The following is a 19,302-nucleotide window of genomic DNA, read 5'->3' on the forward strand; positions in this document are numbered from 1 at the left end:
TGTTTTAAGTCACTCTAAGAAGTGATCTTCATCATCCGTCTACCTCTGCCTGTGTGAGCGTACGGGGCGGCGAGGTACGTGTGCCCGCATTGCATTGCGGGGCTCTAGGGGGCCTTTCTAAGATAAGCTACGCTAAGTATAGAACGCAAGTTTTGTGGAGCTGCGGCTGGCATTATGCTCACCCCAACCAGCTTTTGGGCTCATCTTTTTGCCAGGAAATTCGCTCGACAGTGTCTAGGCGAACCGGCTGGAAGTCAGCTCCTATTAGCAAGCTTGGCTTTTAAGCATTTGGTGAATAAGTCGAAACAACGGTCTACCTTGTTGCCAGAGCTTTAACATTGAAAAAGCCACCTAGAGTCGAAATGTGCGGGCAAAACACTTTCTAAGGTTATAAGCTTCTATACTACGCGGCATATAGTGCGTATAAGCTGCTGTACATCTGACTTTTGCTTTGCCAACTACCACTCTTCTATTCTATATTCTGCTGGCCATCAATGTGGTGGTGATAGCTTGGCTGCTGTGGCGCTATACCCAGGAGCGGCGCTACCGGCGCTTACCTTACATTGCCCCCGCCCTGCGCGACTGGCAGCAGCAGGAGCCAGATCCCGCAGTTCGCCTGCGCCACCGGGTTGCGCTGGTCGGGGACCTGGGCGCCGTAGCCACCGATGGGCGCGACCCAGTGCTAAACCTGCTGCGCGGCTGGCTGGAAGAGGCCGGCGCCAATAGCACTGTCGTGGTGCTCGGCGACAACGTGTATCCTACAGGATTGCCGGCCGAAACGGCCCTGGGTCGCACAGCCGCCGAGCGCCGCTTGGATATACAGCTGGAAGCCTTGCGCTACCCCGGCCGCGTCGTGTTTTTGAGCGGCAACCACGACTGGAACAAAGGCCGCAGCAACGGGTTGGAGTACCTGCTTCGCCAAGAGGCTTATGTGCGGGAGCATTTGCCCAATGCTCAGTATTTGCCCCCCGGCGGCTGCCCGGACCCCGTAACGGTACAACTAGCTGACAAGCTATTACTCGTCGTGCTCAATACCCAATGGTGGGTGCAGCATGGCAAACGTCCTTTGGGTGCTGCGGATGGCTGCACAGCCACCGATAGCCGCATGCCGTTTCAGCAACTACTCAGGATTTTGGAAGTCAACCGGCACCAGCAAATAGTAATTGCTGGCCACCACCCGCTTTATTCAAATGCGTTGCACGGGGGTCAATTCACCACCAAGCAGCACGTATTTCCGCTCACTGCCGTGCACAAGCGCGCCTACGTGCCTCTGCCAGGCATTGGCTCCTTGTTCCCGATATACCGACGTTTAGTGGGCGCTGAAGAAGACATGGCTCATCCGCGCTACCGCAAAATGCGCCGCCGCCTGCTGCGGGTTCTGCACCAGTTTCCCAACATCATCTACGCTGCCGGTCACGACCACAACCTGCAGTATTTTGACTACAAGAATGGTCACTATCTGGTCAGTGGTTCGGGTAGCAAAACGGCTTATGTAGGCAAGGGTGGCAAAGCCACGTTTACGCACGAGCACAAAGGCTTTTTCGCGCTCGATTTTTATGAGAATGGCGAGGCCTGGTTGCGCACTCTGGAGCCCGGCAATGCCGACGGTACCGAGCGGGCCCCTGAAGCCTTCCGCCGACGCTTGTTGCCGGCTCTGGGGGGCATTTACAATGGGAGCCCTACTGCGGCGCGGGAATCAGCACCTGCAAACTCCAGGGGTTAATCTCCACGCTGATGGGCGTAGTTACGTATACGGGCTCACCATCTACTTGCACGAGTACGTCCGTTTGACCGGGTACCTGGATGCTGGCGCGGTGGCAGCGCAGGCGCCTCGTGTACACCGACGTATCGAAAGCATCGGTGTAGAGGTGATAGAGAATACCTAAAGCTGCCGTAGCGGGAAACGGCTCAATCAAGCATATTTCGAACTCGCCATCATCCAGGTGGCTATTGGGATTGATAACCACATTGCTGCCAAACGTACTGGCATTGGCAATGGTGAGCATAAAAGCCGACCCCTCAAACACCTCCCGGTCCGTCTCTATGCGATAGGTAGTGGGCTCGTAGTTCAGGTATTCCTGCAAAGCGATGCGCACGTAGGCACCAGGTCCGCGTGAGTCGCCGCTGCAAAAGCGCTCCACTACCAAGGCATTAAATCCTAAATCGGCGAGGTGCACCGAAAAATGCCCCCCGACGTGCAGGGTATCGATGGGGCGCAGGTCGTGTTGCCAAATGAGCGTGAGGGCCTCCTCCAGGTTCTGCGGAATGCGCAAGTCTTTCGATAAGCCATTACCCGATCCTAAAGGCAAAATACCCAAAGGAATTTTGCCCCCCAGCAGGGCCTCCCCTACTAAGTTTACGGTACCGTCGCCGCCTGCGGCAAACACAGCATCGTAAGTTTGGGCAGCTAGATGGGCCCGTAACCGGTCAAGGTCTTGCTCGCCGGTGGTATGGAAAAAACTTGCCTGCCGTCCGCGCGTGGCGCAGAATTCGGTAATAGTGCTCTCCAGATCCTGCTTGTTGATATCGCCGGAAATGGGGTTCAGCACAAACAGCAGCGAATGCAGGTGAGGGTGGGTTTCCGCAGCCATTGAATAGTAGTTGTAAGAGAAAAAGCGGGGGAAATAAGGCGATTATTGAGTTTACTAGAACTCGTCCTTACTTCTCCCCGCTCATTTTTTCAGCGTTTAAACGTTACTGCTTCAGTCCGCTAGGCACGCCACCCGGAAAACGCTCCGTAATTTCTTGCTCCAGCACGCTCACTCGGTTGCCCGGATTTGGGTGAGTACTCATAAACTCCGGTCCCCGGCTTTGCCCACCGCCGGCTTGCTCCAGGATTTGCATTACCTGAATCATGGCGCGGGGGTCGTAGCCGGCATCGGCGGTGTACTGCACCGCCAAGCGATCCGATTCCAGTTCGTCTTCGCGCCCAAAGCGCAGAGACACCACTTTGGCAATGGCCGCAGCCACAGCAGCTTTGCCAATGGAGCTACCAGGGCTATCGGGGTCGTAGGCGGCAATGGTGGCGGCGCCGGCCAAGCCCTGCGTGAGCTGCGACTTGGCCAGCTGCTCAGCGGAATGACGGCCAATTACGTGGCCTATCTCGTGGGCGAGTACGCCGGCCACCTGCCCCTCCGATTTCATATTTTTCAGCAAGCCAGCCGTGATAAACACCTGCCCACCGGGCAAGGCAAAGGCATTTATAGTTTGCTCATCAGCCAGCAGATGAAAGTCGAACTTGTAAGGCGACTGGCTAGCCTTGGAAGCTTGCACAAGCTCGGCCCCAATCCGCTTTATGGCTGCACTTGCCTGCTGATCCGGGTGCAGCCCACCGTACTGCTGGGCCATCTGCGGGGCGGCCTGCAAGCCGAGCGCAATTTCCTGCTCGGTGGTCATGTTCACGTGCTGCACTTCACCGGTTACCGGGTTGGTTTGGCGGTTGCAGTAATAGGTCACGAAGGAAAAGGCCGCGACAGCCAGGGCAATGATAAAACGAAGGCCTCCTCTCATAGCAGTAGGGAATTAAGGGCGGATAAAATGCGGCCTATAAGTCAGCCGCCGGGCTTCTAACGCGCACTCGTCGGCAGGGTTGCTTGTACATTATGCACCCAATATATACCAGTTCTCGTATCAGGCGAGAAGCCGGTCCGTTGCCGGTTGCTCTTGTCTAACTGCACACCATATTTCTCTCCCAATGAATCAGAAACGCACTTTTGGAGCCCTACTTACCATCTTGGGTATTATCGGCATTATTTACGCCGCCTTGGGCTTCCTGGGAATTGCCGGTGTCAATCTCAGCAAAATCAACTCCTTGGTTCCCTTCATTGTAGGGCTTATTTTCTTCTTTGCCGGTATCAACCTAGTCAAAACGACCAGCGACCGAGCTTAACCGCTTTTACTTCTTATCGGCATATGTGACAAAAAAGCCCCCCAGAGAACATCTGGGGGGCTTTTTTGTGATTCGTTCCGTTTTTTAATTTAGTCCTTTTAACTGTGCGAAGGCAACTAACGCTGGATCTAGCTTCAACCAATTTGATTCGTACCGCACACCGTCTGGCGCATGGGCATAAATCACGGTTCCATCCTTAATTGTGCGGATAATGTTGCTGCTCTCTTTCATGGGCAATGCTGGGCAGCCTTGGCTGCGGCCCAGCCGGCCGTGACGCTGCACAAACTCCTCGCATACGTAGTCGGCGCCGTGTACCACCACATCCCGGTTATCGGCGTTGGTGTTGTAGCTCGGATCCACGCCCCGCAGGCGCAGCGACAAGCCGTGCTTACCCGAGTATGTGTGCGTCGTTACGTAAAAACCCAAGCTACTCATTTCGGAGCCTAAGCGATTGGAGAAGGCTTGAGCAAACTCATCCCCAGTATTTTTGCCATGGGCTACCAAGGTATGGTGCAGCACTTTTGAGTTGCGCACATCAATAACCCACAAACGCTTTTGGGTGCTGGAGCGATTAAAGTCGATAATAGTTAGCGTCTGCTTGGCGGCGCTGGCCATACCCCGCTGCTTGAGTTGGTAGAATCCCAACAGCGCCTCCCGATACACGTCAAGGGGCAGCCCAGATATGGCCAAGCCCGATAGTGCGTACGTATGTAAGGTATGCTGCTCGAAAGCAGCTAAATATATTCCTCGCCGAGAGGCGCTTAATGTTGACTTAGATGTGCTGTTGGCTGTGCTGCTAGATCCACCATTCGCTTTGGCAGCGGTGCTGCCTTCTAGGGGGCAAATAATGGATAACAAGGTTAAGAACAAGCTGGCGAAGGCAGTCGGCTTATGCATTTTCGGCTGTAGCTATCGTTGCTGAATCATACTGAATACGAGGTCTGACAAAAGTCGGGCCGCCTAAAACTAACACACTTAAAAGAAATTTATTGCTTTAGCCTACTAAAAAGCCACCTAAGTGGGTTAAAACACGCTGCTTTTTAGCATTTCTAAGGGACTAATTGTACGCTCCTTGTGCTTGTATAATAGCAAGTTAGCTGTGATAGCTTTATCATCAGCTAATCTACTTTACGATAATCTTTGCTAAGATCAAATATAACCTTGATTTTTTTTCTGAGTATAATACAATATAATTATCCGAGTGTTATAAAATTTTCTGTCCTGTTCCTACCCCACCTATTGCATCGCGACCTACTTAAGTAAGCAGGTTGAGAATTCACTATTGTCATATCCACCTTATTATGACAACGTTTAATCACTTGGCTCAACAGCTGCAGGATGATCTGCGGCCCTTGATGCGCGATGCCGATATCTGTCCAACTATTCAGCAGGCCTTGTTAGCCCGTCTAACATTGTTCCTGCTTTTCACTTCTCATAAGCCTCCCTTAACCCTGAGTGTAAGGGTACCGCAACCACTGGAAGGAGCTGAATTAACTCTATACTTTGGGAATGCTCGACAGATTACGCTGCTCACCCGTCACATCCGAGCCCTTTCATCGAACAACGACCGCTTATATGATACAATGGTAACTTTACAGCAGCGGGGTCAGCAATTAGTGCAAAAAGCATGCTTCAGCTGGGAGATAGGTCGAGTGGTGCATACGTATTGTAATTGCTCAGCTTGGACATAGCTATCTTATTGCTTTAAAAGCTCGGAAAAACTAGTATTCACGGTTTGTGTACGTGAATGGAGGAAGCATGTGGTTGCTTTCCGTATATGTTTACTTATACTCCACTAAATTCAATTTGACCTTGAATTGCTATATTTATAATACAACGTATATGCAGAGGCTAATAATTATTGTTTATAAAGAAATTATCCTTAATTTTAGGCATGGAATTATCTTTTACCAAGCTTGTTTAGCGAATAATAGTAAGTTAAACCGGAGTATCGCGTCTCGTTGAGTACCCTACAGTCTCGGCAAATCCTTATGTTGTCTTGTATGTCTGCTTATCACTTAAGTAGCTAGTTTCAGCTTCTAAGTCGCTTTTGCAATTATAGTTTCGTACCTTATCCTTCCAGTACCTTAGTACCATTGAGTTGGTCCGGACACGGACAAAGATTACGCTTAGCTTACCCAGTACCACGCCCCGCTCCCTGCTTCCGCCTTTGCATTCCTGTTACCATGTCTTCTTTGCCGCACTTAATCGCGCGTGCTACGGCTGCCTATTATAGGCAGGCCCGAGAGCTTTATCCTACGGAAACTGATTTTAGCCAATGGCTAGCTACGCTCGATCCTGAGAATCGTCGGCGTTATAAGCTCCAGGGCTTGGATATGACCTGCTTACTCCCTCAGTTTCAACGCTTCTGCCTGGAGCGTCGCGGTATCTTTCTCCATGAGTTTATGGCCGCCCGCCTCACGCCCGATCAATACATTTATTGGCAGCAGGAAATGGCTATTGCCGATTTCAGGCCTTCGCACCCTCCTACCGATCTGTTTTAGCACAACCTATTCCGCCGCGTTCGGTTCTGAAGGAGTAATTTAGTGGTGTTGCTGGCCCGTGTTCAGTTGGTGCATGGGTCCTGCTCTACCGTCGCCCTTGTCACCTTATGCATTTCTTTCGTTTTTTCGCTGCTAGTGCCGCGACTTTATTAGTCAGTGCTTGCGGGCATGCCCTGCCCGAGTTCGAAGGGTTTGATAGTGCCGCTTGGCGCCGCGATACTTACGCCTGTCAAAACCAGCGGGCTCGTCAGCTGCCCATTATAAACCGCTATTGGGAACAACTCTACGGCGCCCGTATTGCCGACATCGACGCCCTGTTTGGCCGGCCCGATGAGGAAGAACTCAGCGCACAGACGGAAAAAACATACTACTATTATATCGAGCCGGGCACGCAGTGCACGCCGGCGCACCAGCGCTCGACCGCGAATAAGCTGGCTCTACGTTTCGGCCCCTTGGGTGTGGTAACTGAAGTGCTCTATGAGCGTCCGCTTGGTGTTTCTACGACGGCACCTTAAGTAACTGACACAGATGCCGATTTGCTTACAATAGTATGTTTATTCAATAGCTAGCCTACACAAAAAAAGCCCCCCGAAGACGTCTTCGGGGGGCTTTTTTTGTGTAGCGTTAAAAACAGGTGAGGCTTACTAGCCTAAGCCGCCCTCATTTGGATCAACAGTGGTGGGCTGAGTTGCGGGCTGCTTCTCGGCGCGGAGCACGCTTAGCTGACTAGGGCTCAATATGCGGCTGCATTCTTCCTCGTACTGGGCCTCCAACTCTATGGCTTTCTGACGGCGCAGATCAGCGTCGGAGAACTCATACTCTATCTCATCGAGGCGAGCGAGCTTGATTTGGTTCACAGCCCGTAGGCGGATGTACTGAGCTTCATTAAGGCGCAGTTGGCTACTCATCTGACGCGTGAGTCCATCTACTCGGGCTAATGAAGGCACCACAGTACCAGCACGCTCCGCATAGCAGTCTTTCTTCTGAGCAGTAGCCGAGCCAGTTAGGCAACCTAATAATAGTAGTGTTAAAAGTAAGGATTTCATAAAGTTACGCAGGGAGGAGAAGTGGAGTCGATAATCAAAAGTAAGTGGTGAGCTGTGCGCTGTAACGACTGGACAATAAAAAGGTTTTCTTTCTCTGCCCTTTCGGATAATGCAAATATATATGCTTTAAGTATAACTAACAAAAGAATTAAAAAATCTTAAGCTCAGCACTAAATCTGCTCCTTCGTACTCAATCAAATAGTGTGTTCTAACTTAATATTAGAACCATAAAAAGCCCCCCAGAATCAATTCTGGGGGGCTTTTTATGGTTATGCTGTGAAGCAATAAAACTTACTCTATGCCTTGCATCGGCTTATGATCAGTACTCTTGAAGTACTGCATGGCAATCAGCGAAACAATCATGCCGGCCATAGCGCCTTGCAGCACGATGGCTAGGAAAGCAATTGTTACGGACAGATCGAAGCCAAAAAGGTCTTGTACACGTGTTTGCTCCATAAAGTCGCGATTGACGGCTGAGTAGGCAATAAAGAATAAGCCAAACGTGACAGACGCCACTAGCGCCGTGACGATACCTGTTCCAAAACCTTGCAAATAAGGTAGCTTATCACCCTTTTGCCGCTTGAGCCGGGCAATAGCTAGGCAAGAGCCAATGGCTAGAATACCAGCATTTAGGAAGCTATACTCGATGCGAATAAAGCCCAATAAATTGGCAATCAAGAAATACGCTATCATGGCCACGCCAGTTAGCACGCCTATGCGAAATCCATTGTTCTCGGCAGTAATTCGAACGGCACCCATACAGGTAAGGGGAAAGTGTTAGAGGTGAATCAGTAAGACGGAGGAACTGCCCGGGTAGGGAAGGCTGTTAGCAAGCCGACCAATATTGGCATTTCCATTTGGTTTTTATACTCTTTTACTCGACGGGATGTTGTGCAAGCCATCTATTTTTTTGGTTTGCGATGCCGCAGAGGGCTTTTTTAGTAGCCAAATGGTTGAGTATGAGCAGCCCTTCATAATAGCTTAAGCAGCGTATATAGTCGAAGTACCGTACACAACAGCAATGGCGCGGGGCATTTTGCGTACTTTTGCGCGCCGAATTGTCCTTTTTCTAAGGTAGGCACCCACGATTTTCGCTTTCAGCATTTACACCTCTATGATTAGTACTTCCAATGTAAGTCTGCGCTACGGAAAGCGCATATTGTTTGAAGATGTCACCATCAAGTTCATGCCTGGTAACGTGTATGGCCTTATTGGGGCTAACGGTGCCGGCAAATCTACTTTTCTAAAAATATTATCGGGCGAAATTGAGCCAAACACTGGCTCGGTGAATATGCCCGCCGGTGCCCGCCTCTCGGTGCTGCGCCAGGATCAGTTTGCTTATGACCAATACCCTGTTCTTCAAACCGTAATCATGGGCCATACGCGCCTGTGGAAGGTGATGGAGGAGAAAGACACTCTATATGCCAAGGCTGACTTCTCGGATGCCGATGGCGAGCGGGCGGCGCAGCTGGAAGGCGAATTTGCGGACCTCGAAGGCTGGAATGCCGAGTACGAAGCAGCCGAGCTGCTTTCGGGTCTGGGTATTGGCGAAGACAAGCACTACACCATGATGGCTGACCTTGGCGGCTCGGATAAGGTGCGCGTGCTGCTAGCTCAGGCATTGTTCGGCAATCCCGACGTGCTACTGCTTGACGAGCCTACCAACGGCCTTGATGCCGAAACCGTGCTGTGGTTGGAGAACTTCCTCGATTCGTTTCAGAATACGGTGATTGTGGTAAGCCACGACCGTCACTTCCTCGATGCGGTGTGTAACTACATGGCTGACCTGGACTTCTCCAAAATAACTATGTACCCTGGCAACTACACTTTCTGGTACGAAAGCTCGCAGTTGGCCATGAAGCAGAAGCAGGACGCCAATAAGAAGACCGACGAAAAGCGCAAAGAGCTCGAAGAGTTCGTGCGCCGCTTCTCGGCCAATGCCAGTAAGAGCAAGCAGGCTACCTCCCGCCAGAAATTGCTACAAAAGCTGACGCTGGAAGATATCAAGCCCAGCTCACGTCGCTATCCTTATATAGCCTTCAAAGCCGAGCGCGAAGCCGGAAACCAGCTGCTAACGGTCGAAAACCTGAGCAAGAAGGTAGATGGGCAGACGGTGTTCCGCAACGTTACCTTCTCGCTGGATAAAAAGGACAAGGTGGCTATCATCAGCCGCGATGACCGGGCGCCCTCCCTCCTATTTGATATCCTGTTCGAGCAAATCCGGCCTGATACTGGCAACTTTAAGTGGGGCACCACCATTACGCCTTCCTATTTCCCCCGCGAAAACCACGAGTTCTTCGATACCGATCTGAACCTGGTAGACTGGCTGCGTCAATACTCCACGGAGAAGGACGAGAGCTTTATTCGCGGCTTTCTGGGTCGTATGCTGTTCTCGGGCGAAGAGTCATTGAAGAAGTCGAATGTGCTGAGCGGAGGCGAAAAAGTACGCTGCATGCTTTCTAAGATGATGCTAGAGAGCGGCAACGTGCTTGTGCTTGACGATCCCACGAACCACCTCGACCTGGAAAGCATCACGGCACTCAACAACAGTCTGCGTGATTACACCGGCTCGCTGCTCTTCGTATCGCACGATTTACAATTTATTGAAACCATTGCCAACCGCATTATCGAGCTTACGCCCGACGGCATCATCGACCGTCGCATGAGCTACGAAGAATACCTGGCCGACGAGACCATCAAGGCTCAACGCCAGCGCATGTACCAACTCGTCTCCTAAGCTCGTTGTAGCTGTCTATGAAACGCACCCTGCTCTCTTGGGCCCTAGCTGGGGCCGCCCTCCTGCTGGCTCCGGCCGCTGCCTTTGCTCAGACGGATAGTACGGCTCGGCCGGCACCAGCCAAGCCACAGCTGAATACAGCCCCGCCGGCTGCTCCGGTACCGGCCACGCCGCCTCCCACCCAGCAGCGGGAATACGAGGCGCGCCCTTCCGTGCCCGTGCCGCCGCCCCCACCCGTAGATGAGCCGCTACCGGAGCAGCGCAACCCCAATAGCCCTTCGGGGCTAGAGTTCCCGACGGGTAGCCGCGCCTCTGAGCAGCCAAAGCCGTTGCGGCGGTATTTCTTGTACAGCAACTTTGGTTTGGGCTTCAGCAGCATTTACGGGCTCACGCAATTCAGCATCAGCGCGGCTCCGGCTGTGGGCTACCGCATATCCGAGCGCTTTGCCATCGGGCCGGGTATCTCTTATGCTTATAACAGCTATTCCTTCCGCGGTAGCGGCAGCGGTAACAGCATCCGCACCAATAGCTTTGGGGTGAAAGGCTTCGCTCAGTTTATTTTCTACAAAGACTTTTTCCTGCACGGCGAGTACGAGGTAACCAAAGCCGAAGTCCTATACCAAGACCAGCAAGGTTTTTTGTTTCCCGGCAAGCGGACGGTGAATACTCCCCTGGCAGGTGCGGGTTACCGCACCCGCTTTAGCGACCGGGCCGCCGCTGACATTGTTGTCCTCTACAATTTCAACGATGGCATCGATGATATTTACGGGCAGCCGGTTATCCGCTTTAGCTTCCTGTTCGACTTAAAATAATAAGAAAGCCCCTAGACTATCTCTGGGGGCTTTTTAACACTAAAGAGCCGCTGTCCCGGGAGGAACAGCGGCTCTTATGGTTTCAAGACGTTAGGTGTCGGGAGCAGCAACCTAGCTGCTGCTCACCTAGGGCGCTAAACTGTACCGCCCCGTACTAGGCGCAGCACTACAGCAATGATAGCGATGACCAACAGAATATGGATCAGGTTACCAAGGCCAAAGCTATTGAAGCCCAGGAAGCCGAGCAGCCAAATGATGATGAGGATGACGGCAATGATGTACAGGAGATTTCCCATGATGTTTAGGGTTGAGGTGTAGGGTGAGGGAAAAACAAATTGCTCGTGAGTCAGTTGATTGTGGTTTAGGAATCAATCAGCAAACGATTTGCGGATTTGTACGCGGAGCTTTTCAAAAAAGATATATCTGAAATGTATAATTAAATTATTCCAACTATTATTTGTCACCTAAAAGCGCTCTAGCGAGTATTCAAAGGCCTTTTTAGGTCGAGCTTATTTTTTTCATCCAATTAAATAAAGAGCTATTCTAGGTCATTCAGTAGCCGGCCCTGTAGGGGTTGTAGGCGCTAATAGTTGGGGTAGCCTGCTTTTCAGATTAGTTTTGCACGCCGGCTAGCCGGCCTTCACCCCATCTTCCCACCCACTTTTCTTTCCTATGCTCCACGTCGCCGTTATTGGCTCGGGCACTATGGGCAATGGTATTGCCCACGTTTTTGCTCAGCACGGATTCCCCGTTACCCTGATTGACATTTCGCAGCCCGCGCTCGATAAAGCCCTGAGCACCATCGGCAAAAACCTGGACCGCCAAGTGGCTAAAGGTGGTCTGAGCGAAGACGACAAAGCCGCCACTCTTGGCCGCATCACAACGCATACCAGCATCGCCGAAGGCGTCGCCGATGCCCAGCTCGTGGTAGAAGCCGCCACCGAAAACGTAGACCTAAAGCTGCAAATCTTCCGCGATCTGGACTTATACGCTCCTCAGGGGGCTATTTTGGCTTCCAATACGTCGTCTATTTCCATCACTCGCATTGCCGCCGTCACCAAGCGCGCCGAGCAGGTCATTGGCATGCATTTCATGAACCCAGTGCCGGTGATGAAGCTCGTGGAAGTAATTCGCGGTTACGCCACCTCCGACGCGGTGACCCAGCAGGTAATGGACATCTCGCGCCAGCTCGGCAAAACGCCCACCGAAGTCAACGACTACCCCGGCTTCGTAGCCAACCGCATCCTTATGCCGATGATCAACGAGGCCATTTACAGCCTGTTTGAGGGCGTGGCTGGCGTGGAGGAAATTGACACTGTGATGAAGCTAGGCATGGCTCACCCCATGGGCCCGCTGCAACTAGCCGACTTTATTGGTCTGGATGTGTGCCTGGCTATTTTGCGGGTGCTCCACGAAGGCCTTGGTAACCCTAAATACGCGCCATGCCCGCTGCTAGTGAACATGGTAATGGCCGGCCGCCTGGGCGTGAAGTCGGGCGAGGGTTTCTACACCCACACGCCGGGCAACAAGGAGCTAGTAGTAGCCTCGCGCTTTCAGAAATAAGCATCCTTGTACTTAAAAAAAGCTCCCCAGAAATGTTCTGGGGAGCTTTTTTGCGTCTGAGGACTGTAAATCTCTGCGTTTCCCTCTGCGGGAACATCACGTTGACAGATTCCGCAGAGGACCGCGGAGGGAAACGCTGAGGTTCGCAGAGGCTGCTCATTGCAAATGTTCAGTTTTAAACTTTTCGGGCCCAAATTCCCTTTTTAGCGTAGAGTAAATCTGCTGGCGGCCGTTGAGCTTTGATTGTCCAAATAGCCATCAGCACCTAACCTAGACCAACCCCCATCCTAATGGAACAAGCAACATTCGGCGCCGGCTGCTTCTGGTGCGTAGAGGCCGTTTTTCAGAACCTTGAAGGCGTAGAAAAAGTCGTTTCGGGCTACACTGGCGGGCGCATCGCCAACCCTACGTATAAGGAAGTATGCAGCGGCCTTACAGGCCACAACGAGGTAACGCAAATTACCTACGACCCGCAGAAAATCAGCTTCGAGGAACTGCTGGAAGTATTTTGGAAAACCCACGACCCGACCACCCTCAACCGCCAGGGCAACGACGTGGGCGACCAATACCGCTCCGGTATTTACTACCACAACGAGGAGCAGAAGCGCCTGGCCGAAGAGTACAAGCAGAAGCTCAACGACGCGGGTGCCTTCCCCAAGCCCATTGTGACTGAAATTCTCCCTCTAGGTACGTTTTACCGCGCCGAAGACTACCACCAGAACTACTTCAACCTCAACGGCAGCCAGCCTTATTGCCAGTTTGTGGTGAAACCCAAAGTAGACAAGGTGAAAGCCGTATTTGGTGATAAGCTGAAGAAAGTCGCTTAGGCGTCGGCAATGCTGCTAATAGATTGTCATAAAAAAGGCCCCCCAGACGTTCTCCGGGGGGCCTTTTTTGCGTAAACGTATTCGCATTAGCTTAGCACCCGGCGCCGCGGGCGGCCATCTGCTACCTTTAGCGAGTGGGGTGGCCCGGCTTTCGGACGACGCCCTGCTGTTTCACTTTTCCTTCTGCTTATGGCCGCTGTCGATTCTACTCTGATGGCCTTACTGGCGCAAAAATGTCCGCGCTGCCACCAGGGCGACCTGTTTACCCACTCGGCTTACAACCTGGCCAAGTTTACGGACATGCCCGCCAGCTGCCCGGTCTGCGACTTGCAATACGAGCCCGAAACCGGCTTCTACTGGGGCGCGATGTACATCAGCTACGCCTTTTCCACGGGCATTGTCATTATCGTCGGGTTTATCCTTTACAACTTCTTCGGCGACCCCGCCACCTGGGTTTACATCACGACGGTAGCATTGGCTACGCTGCTTTTTACGCCCGTGCTGCTGCGCTACTCGCGTACCGTGATGCTCTACTTCTTCGGCGGCACCCACTACGACCCTGAAGCCGCCGGGCGGGCTCTTAAGAAATAGCAAGCTCGCTTCGCGTAATCAGTCCAGCTACTATTTTCGCGAGCCAGACAAAACCAGCCACGCGCCTCAGCTTCTCCATGCCACACCTGACCCGCACCACCTCCGACAATCCCGATTTCAGAAGCTTGGTCCGGCTGCTCGACCAGGATTTGCTGGTGCGCGACGGGGCCGAGCAAGAATTTTACGGGCAGTTTAATAAGCTTGACAATATCAAACATGCCGTAGTGGCCTACGAGGGCACCGAGCCCGTGGCCTGCGGGGCAATCAAAGAATTTAGCCCCGACCTAATGGAAGTAAAGCGCATGTTTGTGCACCCCGCTTATCGCGGAAAAGGCATTGCCCAAGCAGTGCTAAGCGAGCTAGAGCGCTGGGCGAAGGAGCTGAACTACACCGGCTGCGTGTTGGAAACCGGCAAGCGCCAGCCCGAAGCCATCAGGCTTTATCATAAAAGCGGCTACGCATTCATACCCAATTATGGGCAGTACATCGGCGTAGAAAACAGCGTGTGCATGCAAAAGCAGCTCGCCTGATTTGGCTTGCCGTTACTTGGTTTTCCGCTGCTTGGGTTGTTGCTGAAAAACCTTGTTTAAGAAGGCTGCGGTGTAATTTAGCGTCGGCTCAAACCAGGGGTTGAATAGCGGAAACGTGTGCGGCGCTTCGGGGAAAGCGTGGGCTTCGTGGTAGATACCGAACTCATCGAGCTTCTTGGTCATATCGTCGCGGCCGGCGTGCATGCGGTCCACGGAGCTGTTAATGAACAGAATAGGCGGCATTTGGGCGGTTACGTGGTTGAGGGCGCCGGCCTGGTGCCACAGCTCGGGGTTTTCCGTTTTGGACGCCCCAAACCAGCGCGTAGCCGCCGACAGCCCTTTGCTATCATCGCCCTCCCCCGATTCGGGGTGAATGAAGGCCAGCGTCCCATCCACATCCACGATGGCTTGCACGCGGCTGGAGTGGCTGGTGTTGCAGGCATTGCCCTCCAGCTGCGGGTCGCCGTTGGTGGTGCCGAGCAAAGCAGCCAGTTGTCCGCCCGCCGAGAAGCCCCACACAGCAATCTTGGTGGTGTCGATCTGGTAGGTGCGGGCGTTGGCACGCATCCAGCGGATGGCCGCTTTCAAATCCGTAACGGCAGCCGGGTACAGCGCTTCCGCCGAGAGTCGATACTCTGCCGTGACGGTCACGTAGCCTTTGGCGGCGAACTGCTGGGCCATGGGCACGTGGTGGGTGCGGTCACCGGAGCGCCAGCCGCCGCCGTGAATAAACAGCACGGCCGGGTAGCCTTGCTTGCGCTTGGCCCTCGGCCGAAAGACATCCAGCTTCAGGTCCCGACCTTCAATGGTGCAGTAGGTCAGGTTTGGTTTGGCTTCAATGGTAGAGGGCATGGCCGGCCGGGCCACGGTAGCGTCGGGATACTTTTTCTTAACGCTGACATACGCGCTATGCACAGTAAAGGAAGTATCGCGGGGCGGCAGCTGCTGAGCCGCTACCGACAGCGCAGCACTAAAAAAAAGCCCCCCGACGATTGCCAACGCCCGAAATGGCACCAATAAAATCTTCCTCATAATTATAAAGCGAAATTGAATAGCGGAAAGTGGTCTAGGGGGCTTTTTTGTTGTTTTGGCTTGGCCTGTTTACCTAGTTTTGGCTAGTGCTCTTACACCGTCATGCTTTCCTCCACTGCTTCGGCAATGTCAATTTCCTCCAACGGCGGCACTGGCGCAAAGCGGCTCTCATGGAAATTAGCCTCCGGAAAACCAGGGGCTACCTCCGCATTATTGATTTCCTCCAAGGTGATGCCGTAGCCGCGGTGCGTGTTGTACACGCCACGCACGGTATAGATTGGCCCGCGCTTCGGGGTTTGAATATTGGGGTTTTGTACGAGCAAAAGGGTGAAGTCATCATTAGTGCAGATGACCTCCTGACCAGGATGGAATAGAGGCGGCTTCATGGTGCAAAGATACAGCCGGCAGCCGTGCCCCCATGCGCACAAGCATTGACTTCTACAGCTCAAACCCTAAAGCAACGAATGAGGCTAAAAAAGTCCCGCTAGCTTTTGCAGTGTGGCTAGCTGTTTCTACTGTTTGCTCCCTAGGGTTTTTGTATTTTCACTTATAGATAACGCAAATAGTAAGAGCCTTTTAGCTCTGAAAAACTACAGACCGACTTTATCAGCCATAGTGAGTAATTCTTGCACTTAACGTTGGCGAAGAAGATGAAGAAATCAGGGTTTCAGTGGTTCCCGTACCTAGCGCTTTTCCTGCTGCTGTGGGCTTGTAGCGAGCGGAAAACCGCACCCTCGCGGAAGGCTCTGAACGAGCTGAATCTCAGGGCCGGCAAGCTCATACTCTGCGGCCCACCCGATCAGCAATTCGGCACGGTGAGCTTCCCCATTTCGTGCCGCCCCGAAACCCAGGCTGACTTTACGCTGGCCGTAAAGCTGCTGCATTCCTTTGAGTACGAGGAGGCCGAGAAAGTATTTGCCGCTATCATCGGCAAGCAGCCGGAGTGCGTCATGGCCTATTGGGGTGTGGCCATGAGCAACTTTCATCCTCTCTGGACGCCGCCCTCCGAGTCTGAGTTACGGAAGGGCGCGGCTGCCCTCAGCATTGCGCAGGCTCTGCCCGCGCCTTCTTCTAAAGAAGCGGATTATCTGGCCGCAATAGCCGCCTTTTATAAGCAGTGGGACACGGTAGATCACCGGACCCGTTGTCTGCGCTTTGAGCAGGCCATGGAAAAACTATCGGCCAAATACCCTGACGATAAAGAAGCCACCATCTTCTACGCCCTCGCGCTCACGGCCGCCGCCGACCCCGCCGACAAGTCATTTAGCAAGCAAAAAAAGGCTGGAGCCCTTCTCTCCTCTTTGTATCCGGGCCACCCCAACCATCCGGGCATTGTCCACTACCTCATTCACACCTACGATGTGCCGGAGCTGGCCAGTTTAGCTTTGCCTGCGGCGCGCAAATACGCCTCGGTGGCGCCCTCCTCGGCGCACGCCTTGCACATGCCCTCGCATATTTTTACCCGCTTGGGGCTGTGGCAGGAAGATATCACGTCGAATCTGGCCTCGGTGGCCGCCGCCCAATGCTACGCCGAGCAAGCCGGTATCAAGGGTCATTGGGATGAGGAGCTGCACGGCCTAGACTACCTCATGTATGCGTATCTACAACAAGGCGACAACACGCTCGCCAAACAGCAGTGGGCGTATCTGGATACCATCTCTACTGTTGAGCCTATTTCCTTTAAAGTAGCGTATGCGTTTGCCGCCATTCCGGCGCGCTACGTGCTCGAAAACAAGCAGTGGCAGCAGGCTTCTCAACTAGAAAGCCACAGCGCTGCTTTCCCGTGGGAGAAATTTCCCTGGCAGAAAGCCATCCTGCACTTCACCCGCCTGCTAGGGGCCGCGCATACCAGCAACCGAGCAGTGGCCGAAACAGAAAGGCAAGAACTGGCCCGACTACAAGCACTACTGACCCAGCAAAAAGACGCCTACAAAGCCAATCAAGTGCAGATACAGCTGACGGCCGGCACGGCTTGGATGCGCTTGCAAGCAGGGAAGCCCACGGAAGCCCTATCACTTATGAACCGCGCCGCCGCCATAGAAGACAGCACCGAAAAGCATCCGGTCACGCCGGGGGAAGTACTGCCGGCTCGGGAGCTTTTGGGCGATATGTATTTGCAGCTGCAGCGCCCCGCCGATGCCCTGGTTGCATATGAAGCTACTCTGCGGCAGCATCCCAACCGGTTTAATAGCCTGTACGGCGCGGGATTATCGGCCGAGCGAGCCGGCAACCCTGACAAAGCTCGCCGCTACTATCAGCAACTGCTTTCTATAGTCGCACCCCACTCCACGAGGCCAGAAGTAGCCGTTGTGCAACGCTATTTAGGGAAGCATGGCTTGAAGAAGAATATTGCATCAGTCTATTCTAAGCCATAGCAAGGCAGATGCTAAAGCAAAAAGCCGGCGGTAGTTTAACCGCCGGCTTTCCTATAGAGGTGATGATCTAAGCCTAATGATTAATAGGCGCTTCAACAAGCAAGAATCGTGTGTCTGCCGCGCATTCTAAACTAACGTGGTCGGCTTCCCAGATGCCAATGCTGTCGCGGGCTTGTAGGGTCTGGCCGTTTAGCGCCACGCTGCCGCTGATGATGAACAGAAATACCGCCTTATTGAGCGGGTTAAGGCGGTATTCCACCGTCTGGTGGGCATCGTAGTAGCCCAAGGACAGTTTCGCGTTCTGGTTGATCCAGCAGTGGGCCTGTCCTTCCTCGTTGCTGACGATGGTGGTTAGCTGATTTACCCGCTTGGCTTCCGGAAACTGCCGACGCTGGTAGCGGGGGGCAATATTCTGGAGCTTGGGCTCAATCCAGATTTGCAGGAAGTTCACCTCGTCGTCGCCCACGTTGTGCTCCTCGTGGCGCAGGCCGGTGCCGGCGCTCATGATTTGCACCCAGTCTTTGTGCACCACTTCGGTGTAGCCTAGCGTGTCTTTGTGGTTCATGCTGCCGGCCAGCATCACGGAAATAATTTCCATGTTGGTGTGCGGGTGAATGCCGAAGCCGTTGCCGGGCTGCACGAAGTCGTCGTTGAACACGCGCAGCAGGCCAAAGCCGTTGCGCTGGGGATTAGCGTAGCTACTGAAGCTGAAGGTAAAGTTGCTTTTCAGCCAGCCAATGTCTTTGCGGCCGCGCTCATCGGCGCGCGTGATGCTGTAGTTCATGCTTCGACGGGTAAGTGGTGTTCGAAAGCGAATTCAGCGAGCGGCTTGCGTTGGCGGGGGGCATTTTCGCGGGTGCGGAACGGCTCGTCGAGCTGCTCGGCGGGGCCAGCATAGCCGAGGGCAATAATGGCTACTGAATCTAGCTCGTCGGAGAGGTTGAACTGCTCGCGGGTGCGCTCCTGATCAAAGCCACCCATCATATGGGCCGATAGGCCGAGAGCCGTAGCTTCGAGGATCATGGTAGTGTTGGCCGCGCCCACGTCGTGCATGGCGGTGCGGTTGAGGCTGCCGTTGTCGAAGTGAGTTTTAACCAATGACAGAATGAGTACCGGCGCGTGCTTAGCCCAAGCTTGGTTGGCGGGCACCAGGCATTCCAATAAGCGGCTGAACGCTTCCGTATCGGACTTATGAGCGTAGATGTAACGCCAGGGCTGCTCATTCATGGCGCTAGCAGCCCAGGAAGCCGCCTCGAATACATGGTGCAGCGTATCAGCAGATACTTCCTGGCTGGTGAAGGAACGTGGGCTCCAGCGCTTGCGAATAAGGTCGCTGACGGGGTACGAAGTGGGGGCAGTTTTCATATGAAATACAGCGTTAAGTCAACATGCTAAC

The 19,302-nt window shown here is 53.4% G+C and carries 21 protein-coding genes; 11 read left to right on the top strand and 10 right to left on the bottom strand.

The genetic code is table 11. From position 1 onward, the window contains the following. Window positions 1-451 precede the first annotated feature (451 nt). Window positions 452-1,723 carry a metallophosphoesterase gene (locus ACW9KT_RS21295; protein WP_457084214.1) on the top strand — a complete coding sequence of 424 codons (1,272 nt, stop codon included), beginning with the start codon at window positions 452-454 and terminating at the stop codon, window positions 1,721-1,723. Here ACW9KT_RS21295 and ACW9KT_RS21300 read toward each other — a convergent pair. Both ACW9KT_RS21300 and ACW9KT_RS21305 read right to left on the bottom strand, forming a co-directional pair. Then, on the bottom strand, window positions 1,680-2,591 hold the full coding sequence (locus ACW9KT_RS21300; RefSeq protein ID WP_457084216.1) for a diacylglycerol/lipid kinase family protein: 912 nt from the start codon (window positions 2,589-2,591) through the stop codon (window positions 1,680-1,682). The two genes, ACW9KT_RS21295 and ACW9KT_RS21300, sit on opposite strands and share 44 nt — an antisense overlap. 103 nt (window positions 2,592-2,694) lie before the next feature. Continuing rightward, the gene (locus ACW9KT_RS21305) at window positions 2,695-3,510 is read right to left on the bottom strand and encodes a M48 family metalloprotease (RefSeq protein WP_457084218.1); all 816 of its coding nucleotides are present in this window, start codon (window positions 3,508-3,510) and stop codon (window positions 2,695-2,697) included. A gap of 184 nt (window positions 3,511-3,694) precedes the next feature. Between ACW9KT_RS21305 and ACW9KT_RS21310 the strand changes: the two genes are divergently transcribed. Continuing rightward, the gene (locus tag ACW9KT_RS21310; RefSeq protein ID WP_457084220.1) at window positions 3,695-3,889 is read left to right on the top strand and encodes a hypothetical protein; all 195 of its coding nucleotides are present in this window, start codon (window positions 3,695-3,697) and stop codon (window positions 3,887-3,889) included. Window positions 3,890-3,973: 84 nt separating this feature from the next. Here the strand turns inward: ACW9KT_RS21310 and ACW9KT_RS21315 are convergent, their stop codons facing one another. Beyond that, on the bottom strand, window positions 3,974-4,786 hold the full coding sequence (locus ACW9KT_RS21315; protein WP_457084222.1) for a murein L,D-transpeptidase catalytic domain family protein: 813 nt from the start codon (window positions 4,784-4,786) through the stop codon (window positions 3,974-3,976). A 1,289-nt stretch (window positions 4,787-6,075) separates the two neighbouring features. On the opposite strand from ACW9KT_RS21315, the gene ACW9KT_RS21320 reads away from it, so the two are divergent. Together ACW9KT_RS21320 and ACW9KT_RS21325 are read left to right on the top strand one after the other, a co-directional pair. Beyond that, complete coding sequence (locus ACW9KT_RS21320; protein WP_457084224.1) at window positions 6,076-6,393, top strand: hypothetical protein; 318 nt, start codon at window positions 6,076-6,078, stop codon at window positions 6,391-6,393. Between the two features lie 107 nt (window positions 6,394-6,500). Continuing rightward, window positions 6,501-6,908 carry a hypothetical protein gene (locus ACW9KT_RS21325; RefSeq protein WP_457084226.1) on the top strand — a complete coding sequence of 136 codons (408 nt, stop codon included), beginning with the start codon at window positions 6,501-6,503 and terminating at the stop codon, window positions 6,906-6,908. A 129-nt stretch (window positions 6,909-7,037) separates the two neighbouring features. Here ACW9KT_RS21325 and ACW9KT_RS21330 read toward each other — a convergent pair whose 3' ends face one another. Together ACW9KT_RS21330 and ACW9KT_RS21335 are read right to left on the bottom strand one after the other, a co-directional pair. After that, window positions 7,038-7,439 carry a hypothetical protein gene (locus ACW9KT_RS21330; protein WP_457084228.1) on the bottom strand — a complete coding sequence of 134 codons (402 nt, stop codon included), beginning with the start codon at window positions 7,437-7,439 and terminating at the stop codon, window positions 7,038-7,040. A 291-nt stretch (window positions 7,440-7,730) separates the two neighbouring features. Beyond that, entirely contained in the window at window positions 7,731-8,198 is a 468-nt protein-coding gene (locus tag ACW9KT_RS21335) for a DUF4199 domain-containing protein (RefSeq protein WP_457084230.1), read from the bottom strand. Window positions 8,199-8,553: 355 nt separating this feature from the next. Between ACW9KT_RS21335 and ACW9KT_RS21340 the strand changes: the two genes are divergently transcribed. Both ACW9KT_RS21340 and ACW9KT_RS21345 read left to right on the top strand, forming a co-directional pair. Beyond that, complete coding sequence (locus ACW9KT_RS21340; RefSeq protein WP_457084232.1) at window positions 8,554-10,176, top strand: ABC-F family ATP-binding cassette domain-containing protein; 1,623 nt, start codon at window positions 8,554-8,556, stop codon at window positions 10,174-10,176. A 17-nt stretch (window positions 10,177-10,193) separates the two neighbouring features. Then, on the top strand, window positions 10,194-10,988 hold the full coding sequence (locus ACW9KT_RS21345) for a hypothetical protein (protein WP_457084234.1): 795 nt from the start codon (window positions 10,194-10,196) through the stop codon (window positions 10,986-10,988). A gap of 134 nt (window positions 10,989-11,122) precedes the next feature. On the opposite strand, the gene ACW9KT_RS21350 is transcribed toward ACW9KT_RS21345, so the two are convergent. Continuing rightward, entirely contained in the window at window positions 11,123-11,284 is a 162-nt protein-coding gene (locus ACW9KT_RS21350; protein WP_457084236.1) for a lmo0937 family membrane protein, read from the bottom strand. Between the two features lie 376 nt (window positions 11,285-11,660). Between ACW9KT_RS21350 and ACW9KT_RS21355 the strand changes: the two genes are divergently transcribed. From ACW9KT_RS21355 to ACW9KT_RS21370, 4 genes are all read left to right on the top strand, one after another. Continuing rightward, window positions 11,661-12,551 carry a 3-hydroxyacyl-CoA dehydrogenase family protein gene (locus ACW9KT_RS21355; RefSeq protein ID WP_457084238.1) on the top strand — a complete coding sequence of 297 codons (891 nt, stop codon included), beginning with the start codon at window positions 11,661-11,663 and terminating at the stop codon, window positions 12,549-12,551. Between the two features lie 290 nt (window positions 12,552-12,841). Continuing rightward, on the top strand, window positions 12,842-13,378 hold the full coding sequence (gene msrA / locus ACW9KT_RS21360) for a peptide-methionine (S)-S-oxide reductase MsrA (protein ID WP_457084240.1): 537 nt from the start codon (window positions 12,842-12,844) through the stop codon (window positions 13,376-13,378). A 189-nt stretch (window positions 13,379-13,567) separates the two neighbouring features. After that, window positions 13,568-13,969: a DUF983 domain-containing protein gene (locus ACW9KT_RS21365; protein ID WP_457084242.1), complete on the top strand. Its 402-nt coding sequence runs from the start codon at window positions 13,568-13,570 to the stop codon at window positions 13,967-13,969. A gap of 77 nt (window positions 13,970-14,046) precedes the next feature. Then, complete coding sequence (locus ACW9KT_RS21370) at window positions 14,047-14,499, top strand: GNAT family N-acetyltransferase (protein WP_457084244.1); 453 nt, start codon at window positions 14,047-14,049, stop codon at window positions 14,497-14,499. A gap of 12 nt (window positions 14,500-14,511) precedes the next feature. Here the strand turns inward: ACW9KT_RS21370 and ACW9KT_RS21375 are convergent, their stop codons facing one another. Next, window positions 14,512-15,531: an alpha/beta hydrolase fold domain-containing protein gene (locus ACW9KT_RS21375; protein WP_457084246.1), complete on the bottom strand. Its 1,020-nt coding sequence runs from the start codon at window positions 15,529-15,531 to the stop codon at window positions 14,512-14,514. 92 nt (window positions 15,532-15,623) lie between these two features. Further along, window positions 15,624-15,917 (bottom strand): hypothetical protein, encoded by a 294-nt coding sequence (locus ACW9KT_RS21380; protein WP_457084248.1) that lies wholly within the window; start codon window positions 15,915-15,917, stop codon window positions 15,624-15,626. Between the two features lie 264 nt (window positions 15,918-16,181). On the opposite strand from ACW9KT_RS21380, the gene ACW9KT_RS21385 reads away from it, so the two are divergent. Continuing rightward, entirely contained in the window at window positions 16,182-17,906 is a 1,725-nt protein-coding gene (locus ACW9KT_RS21385; RefSeq protein WP_457084250.1) for a tetratricopeptide repeat protein, read from the top strand. Window positions 17,907-17,979: 73 nt separating this feature from the next. Here ACW9KT_RS21385 and ACW9KT_RS21390 read toward each other — a convergent pair whose 3' ends face one another. Beyond that, the gene (locus ACW9KT_RS21390; RefSeq protein WP_457084252.1) at window positions 17,980-18,690 is read right to left on the bottom strand and encodes a pirin family protein; all 711 of its coding nucleotides are present in this window, start codon (window positions 18,688-18,690) and stop codon (window positions 17,980-17,982) included. Beyond that, window positions 18,687-19,271, bottom strand: a complete 585-nt coding sequence (locus ACW9KT_RS21395) for a nitroreductase family protein (RefSeq protein WP_457084254.1) — start codon at window positions 19,269-19,271, stop codon at window positions 18,687-18,689. Before ACW9KT_RS21395 ends, ACW9KT_RS21390 begins: the two co-directional genes overlap by 4 nt. Window positions 19,272-19,302 lie beyond the last annotated feature (31 nt).

Source organism: Hymenobacter sp. HD11105 (assembly GCF_054051685.1).

Coding starts and splice junctions, on each gene's coding strand:
- ACW9KT_RS21305 (WP_457084218.1), bottom strand. CDS start 3,510: ATGAGAGGAGGCCTTCGTTTTATCATTGCCCTGGCTGTCGCGGCCTTT.
- ACW9KT_RS21325 (WP_457084226.1), top strand. CDS start 6,501: ATGCATTTCTTTCGTTTTTTCGCTGCTAGTGCCGCGACTTTATTAGTC.
- ACW9KT_RS21320 (WP_457084224.1), top strand. CDS start 6,076: ATGTCTTCTTTGCCGCACTTAATCGCGCGTGCTACGGCTGCCTATTAT.
- ACW9KT_RS21365 (WP_457084242.1), top strand. CDS start 13,568: ATGGCCGCTGTCGATTCTACTCTGATGGCCTTACTGGCGCAAAAATGT.
- ACW9KT_RS21310 (WP_457084220.1), top strand. CDS start 3,695: ATGAATCAGAAACGCACTTTTGGAGCCCTACTTACCATCTTGGGTATT.
- ACW9KT_RS21395 (WP_457084254.1), bottom strand. CDS start 19,271: ATGAAAACTGCCCCCACTTCGTACCCCGTCAGCGACCTTATTCGCAAG.
- ACW9KT_RS21390 (WP_457084252.1), bottom strand. CDS start 18,690: ATGAACTACAGCATCACGCGCGCCGATGAGCGCGGCCGCAAAGACATT.
- ACW9KT_RS21385 (WP_457084250.1), top strand. CDS start 16,182: ATGAAGAAATCAGGGTTTCAGTGGTTCCCGTACCTAGCGCTTTTCCTG.
- ACW9KT_RS21375 (WP_457084246.1), bottom strand. CDS start 15,531: ATGAGGAAGATTTTATTGGTGCCATTTCGGGCGTTGGCAATCGTCGGG.
- ACW9KT_RS21355 (WP_457084238.1), top strand. CDS start 11,661: ATGCTCCACGTCGCCGTTATTGGCTCGGGCACTATGGGCAATGGTATT.
- ACW9KT_RS21350 (WP_457084236.1), bottom strand. CDS start 11,284: ATGGGAAATCTCCTGTACATCATTGCCGTCATCCTCATCATCATTTGG.
- ACW9KT_RS21330 (WP_457084228.1), bottom strand. CDS start 7,439: ATGAAATCCTTACTTTTAACACTACTATTATTAGGTTGCCTAACTGGC.
- ACW9KT_RS21370 (WP_457084244.1), top strand. CDS start 14,047: ATGCCACACCTGACCCGCACCACCTCCGACAATCCCGATTTCAGAAGC.
- ACW9KT_RS21345 (WP_457084234.1), top strand. CDS start 10,194: ATGAAACGCACCCTGCTCTCTTGGGCCCTAGCTGGGGCCGCCCTCCTG.
- ACW9KT_RS21380 (WP_457084248.1), bottom strand. CDS start 15,917: ATGAAGCCGCCTCTATTCCATCCTGGTCAGGAGGTCATCTGCACTAAT.
- ACW9KT_RS21335 (WP_457084230.1), bottom strand. CDS start 8,198: ATGGGTGCCGTTCGAATTACTGCCGAGAACAATGGATTTCGCATAGGC.
- msrA (WP_457084240.1), top strand. CDS start 12,842: ATGGAACAAGCAACATTCGGCGCCGGCTGCTTCTGGTGCGTAGAGGCC.
- ACW9KT_RS21340 (WP_457084232.1), top strand. CDS start 8,554: ATGATTAGTACTTCCAATGTAAGTCTGCGCTACGGAAAGCGCATATTG.
- ACW9KT_RS21315 (WP_457084222.1), bottom strand. CDS start 4,786: ATGCATAAGCCGACTGCCTTCGCCAGCTTGTTCTTAACCTTGTTATCC.
- ACW9KT_RS21300 (WP_457084216.1), bottom strand. CDS start 2,591: ATGGCTGCGGAAACCCACCCTCACCTGCATTCGCTGCTGTTTGTGCTG.